The organism is Geodermatophilus sp. SYSU D00758 (genome assembly GCF_054049955.1).
Genome location: NZ_JBJGYK010000056.1, coordinates 17005 through 27871 on the forward strand (window position 1 = coordinate 17005; position 10867 = coordinate 27871).

General features: G+C 73.5%; 10 protein-coding genes. 8 read left to right on the top strand and 2 right to left on the bottom strand.

All coding sequences use genetic code 11. From position 1 onward, the window contains the following. The first annotated feature begins 50 nt into the window (after positions 1–50). From ACI8AC_RS23340 to ACI8AC_RS23370, 7 genes are all read left to right on the top strand, one after another. Positions 51–650 (top strand): TetR/AcrR family transcriptional regulator, encoded by a 600-nt coding sequence (locus ACI8AC_RS23340; protein WP_456900239.1) that lies wholly within the window; start codon positions 51–53, stop codon positions 648–650. Positions 651–734: 84 nt separating this feature from the next. Continuing rightward, on the top strand, positions 735–1964 hold the full coding sequence (locus ACI8AC_RS23345; protein WP_456900240.1) for a DUF4032 domain-containing protein: 1230 nt from the start codon (positions 735–737) through the stop codon (positions 1962–1964). A 210-nt stretch (positions 1965–2174) separates the two neighbouring features. After that, positions 2175–3440 (top strand): extracellular solute-binding protein, encoded by a 1266-nt coding sequence (locus tag ACI8AC_RS23350; RefSeq protein WP_456900241.1) that lies wholly within the window; start codon positions 2175–2177, stop codon positions 3438–3440. Then, positions 3437–4399, top strand: coding sequence for a carbohydrate ABC transporter permease (locus ACI8AC_RS23355; RefSeq protein ID WP_456900242.1), 963 nt, complete (start codon positions 3437–3439; stop codon positions 4397–4399). Before ACI8AC_RS23350 ends, ACI8AC_RS23355 begins: the two co-directional genes overlap by 4 nt. Continuing rightward, the gene (locus tag ACI8AC_RS23360; protein WP_456900243.1) at positions 4400–5233 is read left to right on the top strand and encodes a carbohydrate ABC transporter permease; all 834 of its coding nucleotides are present in this window, start codon (positions 4400–4402) and stop codon (positions 5231–5233) included. It abuts the gene before it with no gap. A gap of 46 nt (positions 5234–5279) precedes the next feature. Beyond that, a complete protein-coding gene (locus ACI8AC_RS23365; RefSeq protein ID WP_456900244.1) occupies positions 5280–6590 on the top strand; it encodes an ABC transporter ATP-binding protein in 1311 nt (436 codons plus the stop codon). An 81-nt stretch (positions 6591–6671) separates the two neighbouring features. Further along, complete coding sequence (locus ACI8AC_RS23370; protein WP_456900245.1) at positions 6672–8327, top strand: glycoside hydrolase family 13 protein; 1656 nt, start codon at positions 6672–6674, stop codon at positions 8325–8327. 16 nt (positions 8328–8343) lie between these two features. Here ACI8AC_RS23370 and ACI8AC_RS23375 read toward each other — a convergent pair whose 3' ends face one another. Continuing rightward, entirely contained in the window at positions 8344–8808 is a 465-nt protein-coding gene (locus ACI8AC_RS23375; RefSeq protein WP_456900246.1) for a GNAT family N-acetyltransferase, read from the bottom strand. After that, the gene (locus ACI8AC_RS23380) at positions 8805–9821 is read right to left on the bottom strand and encodes a carbohydrate kinase family protein (protein ID WP_456900247.1); all 1017 of its coding nucleotides are present in this window, start codon (positions 9819–9821) and stop codon (positions 8805–8807) included. Before ACI8AC_RS23380 ends, ACI8AC_RS23375 begins: the two co-directional genes overlap by 4 nt. A gap of 148 nt (positions 9822–9969) precedes the next feature. On the opposite strand from ACI8AC_RS23380, the gene ACI8AC_RS23385 reads away from it, so the two are divergent. Further along, positions 9970–10809 carry a PspA/IM30 family protein gene (locus ACI8AC_RS23385; RefSeq protein ID WP_456900248.1) on the top strand — a complete coding sequence of 280 codons (840 nt, stop codon included), beginning with the start codon at positions 9970–9972 and terminating at the stop codon, positions 10807–10809. Positions 10810–10867 lie beyond the last annotated feature (58 nt).

Genomic DNA, 10867 nt, shown 5'->3' on the forward strand with positions numbered 1-10867 from the left:
GGGCCAGGTCCTGCTTGACCGGGTCGCCGACCCGTGCCAGACAGGACACCGTGTCGAGCCCCGGTCGGACGCTCCCCGGCGGTGCCGTCCCGCGCCCGCCCGCGCACGTCCCGGGTGCCCGCACCCGGGCGGGCAACGCGATGGGCCGCACCCGGGCCGGCCTGCTGGAGGGGGCCGCCCGCGCGTTCGCCGAGCAGGGCCTCCGGCGCAGCACCATGCAGTCCGTGGCCGTCGCGGCGGGCGTGGCCAAGGGCACGCTGTACAACCACTTCCGCACCAAGGACGACGTCGCCCGGGCGCTGCTGGCCGCCGAGCTGGACCGGCTCCAGGACCTCGCCGCCGGTCAGCTCTCGCCCGGGACGGCGCTGGCCGCTCTGGCCGAGGAGGTCGCCGGCCACCCGGTGCTGCGGCGCCTGGCCGCCGACGACCCCGCCACGCTCACCGGGGTGCTCGCCCCGGCCCCGGAGCGGTGGGCCGTGGTGGTGACCCGCCTGGCCGGCGTGCTGGGCACCGACCCGGTGGCCGCGGCCGTGGTCGCCCGCTGGCTCGCCGCGCTCGTCCTGCAGCCGGGGTGCCGGGCCACCCGGCAGGCCGAGGCGCGCCGGCTGTCCGCGCTCGTGGCCGGGGGACCGGTCGTCCCGGGGCTCTGAGCGCCGCTCCGGGCGGCGTGGCAGGGTGGGGACCGCCGCCCGCCGGGGCGGCGCGGCTGCTGCGCGTCACCAACGGAGGTCGCCGTGCGGTACCTGTTCCGCCCGCCGGGCACCGACGGAGCCGGGCTGCTCGCCCTGCCCTGGCACCAGCCGCTGGAGGAGTGGGACCCGGCCCTGCTGCTGGAGGTCCCCCAGCGCGGCATCTCCCGGCACGTGGTCCGCTTCGTCGCCGAGCAGGGCCAGGTGTTCGCCCTCAAGGAGATCCCCGAGCCGCTGGCCCGGCACGAGTACGCACTGCTGGGCGAGTTCGAGGAGGAGGGCCTGCCGTCGGTCTCGGTCCTCGGCATCTGCGTCGACCGGCCCGACGGCCAGGACGCCATCCTGGTCACGCGCTACCTCGAGTACTCGATGTCCTACCGGTACCTGTTCTCCCGCCCCACCCACGGGCACTCGGTCGACGCCCTGCTCGACACCCAGGTGGAGCTGCTCGTGCGGCTGCACCTGGCCGGCGTCTTCTGGGGCGACTGCTCGCTGTCGAACACCCTCTTCCGGCTCGATGCGGGCACCCTCGCCGCCTACCTGGTCGACGCCGAGACCGCCGAGCGGCACCCGCGGCTGTCCACGGGGCAGCGCCACTACGACGTGGACCTCGCCCGCGAGCGGGTGGGGGCCGAGCTGCTCGACCTGCGCGCCGGCGACCTGCTGCCGGCCGAGGTCGACCCGATCGACGTCGCCGACAGCCTCCCGGTGCGCTACGAGGCGCTGTGGGACGAGGTGACCCGCGAGGAGGTCTTCACCGCCGACGAGCAGCGCTACCGCGTCATCGAGCGGCTGCAGCGGCTCAACGACCTCGGCTTCGACGTGGGGGAGGTCGAGCTGATCACCGACGCCGAGGGGGCGCGGCTGCGGGTCGAGACGCGGGTCGCCGAGCCGGGCCAGAACCGGCGGGAGCTCTTCCGGCTCACCGGGCTGGAGGTGCAGGAGAACCAGGCCCGCCGGCTGCTCAACGACCTGCGCTCCTTCCGGGCCTACCTCGAGCAGAAGAGCGGCGCACCGGTCGCCGAGACGGTCGCCGGCTACCGGTGGCTGGCCGAGGTCTACCGCCCCGTCATCGACGCGATCCCCGCGGAACTCGCCGGCCGGCTGGAACCGGCCGAGGTCTTCCACGAGGTGCTCGAGCACCGCTGGTTCCTGTCCGAGCGCGAGGGCAGGGACGTCGGGACGACGGAGGCGACCCGCTCGTACGTCGAGAACGTGCTGGCGCGGACCCCCGCGGAGATGACGACGCCGTCGGTCATCGCGCGGCGCACCTGATCCGTTCCGGTACCCGGGTAGACGCAGGTCAGCAGCGCGTCACGGCGGGGTCTCGTTCGAGTTGACAGCCCCTGTGGCCTGGGCCACGTTAGGCAGACCGCGGTGATCGCAGACTCCTCGCCAACGGAGGCGATGTTCGTGTCGAGAACAGGCAACGGGGCGCCGCCGGGTGGTCGCGTCCTCCCCACCCGCCGACGGGCGCTCGGTGGCATGGCCGGCGCCTTCGTGCTCGCCTCCACGCTCACCGCCTGCGGTGGTGAAGGTGGCGGCGCCAACGTCCTGAACTGGTACATCAACCCCGACTCCGGTGGGCAGGCGGAGATCGCCCAGCGCTGCACCGAGGCCTCGGGTGGCGCCTACACCATCAACGTCTCCCAGCTGCCCCGTGACTCGCCCGCCCAGCGCGAGCAGCTGGTCCGCCGGCTGGCGGCCAACGACAGCTCGATCGACCTGATGAGCCTCGACCCGCCCTACATCCCGGAGTTCGCCCAGGCGGGCTTCCTCGCGCCCGTGCCCGAGGACGTCGCCGAGCGGGCCACCGAGGGCGTCGTCCGGAGCGCCATCGAGCAGTCGACCTGGGACGACGAGCTCGTCGCCCTCCCGTTCTGGGCCAACACCCAGCTGCTCTGGTACCGGAAGTCGGTGGCCGAGGCCGCCGGCCTGGACATGAGCCAGCCGGTGACCTGGGACCAGCTCGTCCAGGCCGCCCAGGACCAGGACGTGATCCTGAGTGCCCAGGGGCGGCGATCGGAGTCGCTCGTGGTCTGGCTCAACGCGCTCATCGAGTCCGCCGGTGGCTCGGTCATCCAGGAGAACTCGCCGGAGGACCCCACGGGGATCGAGTTCGGCCTGACCACGCCGGAGGCCGACCGGGCGGCCGAGGTCATGAACAACGTCGCCACCTCCGGCGCCGTCGGCCCGGCGTTCTCCACCTCGAGCGAGGACACCAGCGCCACGGAGTTCGAGAGCGAGCAGGGTGGGTTCCAGGTCAACTGGCCCTTCGTCTGGCCCCGCGCGCTGGCTGCCGTCGAGGCCGGCACGCTCGACCAGTCGGTCCCCGACGACTACGGGTGGGCGGTGTACCCCCGGGTCGACGAGGACAAGGACGCGGCGCCTCCGCTCGGCGGCATCAGCATCGCCGTCGGTGCCTTCAGCGAGAACGTCGACGCCGCCTACGAGGCCGCCGAGTGCATCGTCTCGGAGGAGAACCAGTCCTACTACTTCGTGACCAACGGCAACCCGGCCGCCAAGGCCGCGGTGTACGACGACCCCGAGGTCCTCGAGGTGTTCCCCATGGCCGAGACCATCCGGGAGTCCCTCGAACTGGCCGCGCCCCGGCCGCAGACCCCCTACTACAGCGAGGTCTCCGGAGCCCTCCAGCGCGAGTACCACCCGCCGTCCGCGGTCGGTCCCCAGACCGGTGAGCAGGCCCAGGCCCTGATCGAGGCCGTCCTGGCAGGAGAGCAGCTGCTATGACCCAGACGACACTCCCACCCCGGGAGAAGACCCAGCCGGTCTCGGCACCGCCCAGGGGGCTGAGCGACCGGTCGCGCGCCGAGCGCAGGCTCGGGTGGATGCTGGCCGGCCCGGCCTTCCTCGTCATGCTCCTGGTCACCGCCTACCCGATCCTCCAGGCGGTCTACTACTCCCTGTTCAACTACCGGTTGACCGACCCCGAGAACCGGTCCTTCACCGGGCTCAGCAACTACGCCGTCGTCCTCACCGACGGCCTGTGGTGGCAGTCCCTGTGGGTGACCGTCGTCATCACGGTCGTGACCGTCGCGGTCGAACTGGTCCTCGGGTTCGCCCTGGCCCTGGTGATGGCCAAGGCGCTGAGCGCCATCCGCCCCGCGGTCCGCGCGGCGATCCTGATCCCGTACGCGGTCATCACGGTCGTCTCCGCGTTCGCCTGGCAGTTCGCCTTCGACATCGACACCGGCTTCGTCAACAGCTGGTTCAACTGGGTGCCGGGGATCTCGGAGACCACCGACTGGTTCGGCGGCCAGTGGTCCTCGATCGCCATCATCTGCCTGGCGGAGATCTGGAAGACCACGCCGTTCATCTCGCTGCTGCTGCTGGCGGGGCTCGCCCAGGTGCCGGAGGTCCTCCAGGAGGCCGCCAAGGTCGACGGGGCGACCTGGTGGCAGCGGATGCGCCGCGTCACCATCCCGAACATGAAGGCGGCGATCATGGTCGCCCTGCTGTTCCGGACCCTGGACGCGTTCCGCATCTTCGACAGCATCTTCATCATGACCGCCGGCGCGAACGGGACGGAGTCGGTCTCGTTCCTGGCCTACCGGCAGACCATCGCCCGCGTGGAGATCGGGCTGGGGTCGGCGGTCTCGGTGCTGCTGTTCCTCTCGGTGGTGCTCATCGCCTTCAGCTTCATCAAGGGGTTCCGAGTCGATCTGTCGCAGGCGAGAGGGGACAAGTAGATGTCTCGACGGGAGAAGACCTGGTGGATCGTCGGCGGGATCCTCATCGTCATCTACTGCCTGTTCCCGATCGCCTGGATCGTGTCCCTGTCGTTCAAGGCGCCGGCTGACATCTTCAACGGTCAGTTCCTGCCGTCGAACCCGACGTGGGAGAACTACACGACGATCATCACCGGGACGGCGAGCGACCTCTTCCTGCCGGCGCTGCGCAACAGCTTCGGGATCTGCCTGATCGCCACGGCGATCTCGTGCATCCTCGCGATGTTCGCCGCCTACGCGATCGCCCGGCTGGACTTCCGGGGCAAGACGCTGATCCTCTCGACGGCGCTGGCGGTGGCCATCTTCCCGGTCATCTCCATCGTCACGCCGCTGTTCAACCTGTGGCGGCAGATCGGGCTGTACGACACCTGGCCCGGGCTGATCATCCCGTACCTGTCCCTGACCCTGCCGATCTCCATCTGGACGATGTCGGCGTTCTTCCGCGAGATCCCGTGGGAGATGGAGCAGGCGGCCCAGGTCGACGGCGCGACCAACTGGCAGGCGTTCCGCAAGGTGATCGTCCCGCTGGCCGCTCCCGGCGTGTTCACCACGGCGATCATCGCCTTCTTCATCGCCTGGAACGACTTCGCCTACGGCATCTCGCTCACGTCGACGAGCGCGGCGCGGCCGGTGCCCGCGGCGCTGGGGCTGTTCTCCGGCGCCTCGCAGTTCGAGGACCCGACCGGGGCGATCGCCGCCGCGGCCGTGGTCGTCACCATCCCCGTCGTCGTCCTGGTCCTGCTCTTTCAGCGGCGCATCGTCGCCGGTCTCACCAACGGCGCCGTGAAGGGCTGACCCCGGTGCTGCGCTTCCCTCCGACCTCCCGAGAGGACGAGATCTGATGGCCTCCATCGAGATGAAGAACATCGTCAAGCAGTACGGCGACGGGTTCCCCGCCGTGAACGACGTCAGCCTGGACATCGCCGACGGCGAGTTCATGATCCTGGTCGGCCCCTCCGGCTGCGGGAAGTCGACCCTGCTGCGGATGATCGTCGGGCTGGAGGACATCACCAGCGGCGACATGGTGATCGGCGGGAAGCGGGTCAACGACCTGGCCCCGCGGGACCGCAACCTGTCGATGGTCTTCCAGAACTACGCGCTCTACCCGCACATGACCGTCTACGAGAACATCGCCTTCCCGCTGCGGCTGTCGAAGACCCCGGACGACGAGGTGCGCCGCCGGGTGACCGAGGCGGCCGACGTCCTCGAGCTCAACGAGCACCTCGAGCGCAAGCCGGCCAACCTCTCCGGTGGTCAGCGCCAGCGCGTGGCGATGGGCCGGGCGATCGTCCGGCAGGCCGAGGCGTTCCTCTTCGACGAGCCGCTGTCCAACCTCGACGCCAAGCTGCGCGGGCAGATGCGCACCGAGATCTCCCGGCTGCAGCGCCGGCTGGGCATCACCACGGTGTACGTCACCCACGACCAGACCGAGGCCATGACCCTCGGGGACCGGGTGTGCGTGCTGCGGAAGGGGAAGATCCAGCAGGTCGCCTCCCCGCGGGAGCTGTACGAGCAGCCGGTGAACCTCTTCGTCGCCGGGTTCATCGGCTCGCCGCCGATGAACTTCCTGCCGGCCACGCTCGAGGGGGACAAGCTGCGGACCCCGTTCGCCGAGATCACCCTCGACGAGGCCCGCCTGGCGAAGGTCCAGGGCCGCGGCGACGTGCTGCTGGTCGGCATCCGGCCCGAGTACTTCGAGGACGCCAGCCTGGTCGACGAGGCCAAGCGACCGCACGGCTCGGTGTTCCGGGCGCCGGTCGACGTCACCGAGTGGCTGGGTGACTCGCAGTACGCCTACATCCCCTACGACGCGCCGGAGGCCATCCGCGACCAGCTGCGGGACCTGTCCAAGGAGCTGGACTCCGAGGAGCTGCGCACGCAGGCGATCGTCTCCATCGACGCGACCAGCCGGATCCGCGAGGGGCGGGAGGCCGACTTCTGGCTCGACGCCCGGAAGCTGCACGTCTTCGACCCGCAGACCGGGGACAACCTGACCCGGGACGCCGAGGCCGGGGCGCGGCTGACGCAGATGGCCGTCGAGGACCGCGAGGAGCAGGTGCAGCAGGCCCAGAGCGAGGGGCAGACCATCAGCGGCGAACCGAGCGGGTCGCCGGGTCCCTCCGGTGGCGCGCACCGGGCCGGCGCGGCCTGAGCCCCGCGGACGGCGCCGGGGCCCAGGCGGCCCCGGCGCCGTCCGCGCGCCCGGACACCGACGCACCGACGGGAGCGCGCGATGCCCACCGGGGCCCTCCCGGACCCGCCACCGTGGTGGCGGCACGCGGTCGTCTACGAGGTGTACCTCCGCAGCTTCCAGGACTCCGACGGCGACGGGGTGGGGGACGTCGACGGGCTGCGGGCCCGGATCCCCTACCTTGCCGGGCTGGGCGTGGACGCCGTGTGGGTCACGCCCTGGTACCCGTCACCGCTGGCCGACGGTGGGTACGACGTCAGCGACTACCGCGACATCGACCCGAGGCTGGGCACGCTCGGCCAGGTCGACGCGCTGATCGAGGAGGCGCACGCGGCCGGCCTGCGCCTCGTCGTCGACCTCGTCGCCAACCACACCTCCGAGCAGCACCCGTGGTTCGTCGCCGCGCTGGCCGGCGGGCCGGGCGCACCGGAACGCGACCGCTACTTCTTCCGCGACGGCCGGGCCGGCGGGGAACTCCCGCCGAACGACTGGATCAGCGCCTTCGGCGGTCCGGCGTGGACGCGGGTGCGCGAGCCCGACGGCCGCCCGGGGCAGTGGTACCTGCACCTGTTCGCCCCGCAGCAGCCCGACCTGGACTGGGCGCACGAGACGGTGCGGGCCGAGTTCGACGACGTGCTCCGCTTCTGGCTGGACCGCGGCGTCGACGGGATCCGGGTCGACGCCGCTCCGGCCATGGCGAAGGTCCCCGGGCTGCCCGACGCCGGGCACGCGCCCGGCGCGCTGTTCGCCTCGAGCGACTGGGTGGACAACCCGCACTGGGACGTCGACGCCGTGCACGAGATCTTCCGCCGGTGGCGGCGGATCGCCGACGCCTACCCCGGTGACCGGCTGTTCGTCTCCGAGGCGGTGGTCAACGGCCCGGACCGCCTGAGCCGCTACGTCCGGCCGGACGAGCTGCACACCACCTTCAACTTCGACTACCTCAAGGCCCCCTGGGACGCCCGGCGGCTGCGCGAGGTCGTGCAGGGGACGCTCGACGCGCTGCGACCGGTCGGCGCACCGCCGACGTGGGTCCTGTCCAGCCACGACGAGACCCGGCACGTCACCCGGTTCGGCCGGGTCGACAGCGGCGCGGCGACCATGGGCTTCGACACCCCGGGCGCACCGGCCGACCTCGCCCTCGGCCTGCGGCGGGCCCGCGCGGCCGCCCTGCTGACCCTCGCGCTGCCCGGCGGGGCCTACCTGTACCAGGGGGAGGAGCTCGGGCTGCCGGAGGTCGAGGACCTCCCCGAGCACGTCCTGGCCGACCCCACGTGGGAGCGGTCGGGGCGGACCGCGCGCGGGCGGGACGGGTGCCGGGTGCCGATCCCCTGGTCGGGCGCTGCACCGCCCTTCGGGTTCAGCGCCGACGGCGTCGAGCCGTGGCTGCCGCAGCCGGCCGGCTGGTCGGAGCTGACGGTGGAGGCGCAGGAGGCCGACCCGGTGTCCACCCTGCGGCTGCACCGCACCGCCCTCCGGCTGCGCCGCGAGCTGCCCGACCTGGCCGGCGAGGACCTGACGTGGCTGGAGGCGGGCGAGGAGGTCCTCGCCTTCCGCCGCGGTCGCCGCTTCCGGTGCCTGGTCAACCTGTCCTCCGCCCCGGTCCCGCTCCCGGAGGGCGGGGCGGTCGTGCTGACCAGCGCGGACGTCGGCGACCGCCTCCCGCCGGACACCGCGGTCTGGCTGCTCGACGGCTGATCGGGTCGGCGGCTGATCAGGCGCGCAGCGACCGGGTGAGGACCACCCGGTCCTGCCCCGGGCCCTCGCGGTCCGGGGCCGGGTGCGGGTGCGCTCCCAGCGCGGCGGCCAGGCCGAGGGCCGCCGTGTCCTCCGGCCGGGCCACGCCCTGGACGACGCGCGCCCCGGTGCCGGCCGCCAGGTCGGCGAACCACCCGACCAGCGCGCGCCCCAGGCCGCGGCGGCGGACGTCGTCGCGGACCGCGAGCAGGTGCACGACGGCGAGGCGGTCGGTGGTGACCACGCCGAGCAGGTAGCCGACGTCCGCGCCGCCCGCGCTGCGGGCGAGCACGCCGAACCCGCCGAACTGGTCGAACCACAGGGGGTCGTGGCGGGCGCGCGTGTCGACGCCCCAGAACCGGTCGTGCGCGGCCAGCAGCCGGGCGCGCACCACCCCGGCGGAGAGGTCCGAGAGCGCCACCAGGGTGGGGGCGGGGGTCACCGCCGGGCCGCGGCCAGCTCCGCGCGGGTCGGCGGGTCGGCGCCCGGGCGCGTGCAGTTGAGCGCGGCGACCAGCGCGGCGTCGTCGACCACGGCGAGCAGCCGGTCCTCGTCGAGCCCGTCGAGGGCCGCGCGGGTGGTGACGCCCGCGTCGAGCAGGCCGGCGAACAGCCCCGCGGCCAGCGAGTCACCGGCGCCGACGGTGTCGACCACGGTCACCCGCGGCGGCTCGCGGTGCACGAGCGGCCGGCCGGGGCGGGCCACCCGCAGCGGCGCCCCGCCGTCGGTCAGCAGGACCAGCCCCGGGCCGCGTGCGGCCCACCGCTGGGCGGCGGCGTCGAGGTCGCCGAGCGCCTCGGGCTCGAGCCAGGCGAGGTCCTCGGCGCTGACCTTCACCACGTCGGCGTGCGCCAGCAGCCGCGCGAGCCGGGCCCGCACGTCGGCGGCGGTGTTGCCCAGCGCCGTCCCGACGGGCCCCTCGGCCAGCATCGGCCGGATGTTGGGGTCGACGCTGACCAGCGCCCGGCCGGAGGCCGCCACCCGCTCGACGAGCCGGGCGATCGCCTCGCCGCCCGGCGGGGTCCAGCTCGAGATCGACCCGACGTGCAGGACGGCGGTGGCCGCCGGCAGGACGGCGGCCAGCTCGTCGTCGGTCCACTGCCAGTCGGCCGCGCCGAGGACGTGGAAGCCGTAGTCGGGGGAGCCGTCGGGGCCCAGCCCCACGACGGCCAGGCTGACCGGCTCACCGGCCACGACCAGCCCGCCCGGGTCGACGCCGGCCAGCTCGACGTGCCGGCGCAGGCCCGCGGCCAGCGGCCCGGTACCGAGCCGGGCGAGCAGCCGGACGGGGACGCCGAGCCGGCCGGCGGCCACCGCCACGTTGAGCGCGTTCCCGCCCGGACGGGCGACGTAGCGGGGTGCGGTGCCCAGCGGGTCCGAGGCCGGGTCGGGATCGGGGATCAGGTCGACCACCAGCTCGCCCAGGACGCTCAGGACCGCGTCGCCGCCCGCCATGGACCGACCCTATCGGGGGACCGCTCCGGGGTCTCCCTGGTGGCTCGGGGGGTACCGCACCTGGGACGATGGAGGACGACGACGACCGCTGCGGCCCGCCGGACCGGCAGCCCGGCCGCGGACGACCCGCGCGGAGCAGGAGGAGCACATGCCCAACCCGTTCGTGAAGTTCTGGAAGTACCTCACGGCCTCGGCGAACGCGCAGATCGACCAGCGCGCGGACCCGAAGATCCAGATCGCCCAGGCGATCGAGGCCGAGCAGCAGCGCCACCAGGCCCTCGCGAACCAGGCGGCCGCCGTCCTCGGCAACCAGCGCCAGCTCGAGATGCGCCTCAACCGGCAGCTCGGCGAGGTGGAGAAGCTGCAGGCCTCCGCCCGCCAGGCGCTGGTCCTCGCCGACCAGACGCGGGCCAAGGGCGACGCCGCGAAGGCGGCGGAGTACGAGAACGCCGCGCAGGCCTTCGCCACCCAGCTGGTCGCCGCCGAGCAGTCGATGGAGGACCTCAAGCGCAGTCACGACGAGGCGCTGCAGGCCGCCGAGCAGGCCCGCGGGGCGGTCGAGCAGAGCCGGATGCGGCTGCAGACGACGCTGGCCGAGCGCACCAAGCTGATGAGCCAGCTCGAGCAGGCCAAGATGCAGGAGCACGTCGCCGCCTCGATGAAGTCGGTCAACGAGCTCTCCGCGCCGGGCAACACCCCGAGCCTGTCCGAGGTCCGCGACAAGATCGAGGCCCGCTACGCCAACGCCCTCGGCCAGGCCGAGCTGGCCCAGAGCTCCGTCGAGGGCCGGATGCTCGAGGTGGAGAAGGCCACCCTCGACGTGGCCGGCGCCTCGCGGCTGGACCAGATCCGCGCCTCGATGGGCGGGCAGACCGCCGTCGAAGGCGGCACCGGCGCGGCCGGCGCCATCGGCCCGGGGACGCCGTCCCCGTCGTTCGAGAAGGCCGAGCAGCCCGTCCAGCAGCCCGCGCAGCAGCCCGAGCAGTAGGCACCGCCCCGCCCGCCCCGCCCGCGGCCGGCCCCCGCCCGGGGAGCGGGCCGCGGGC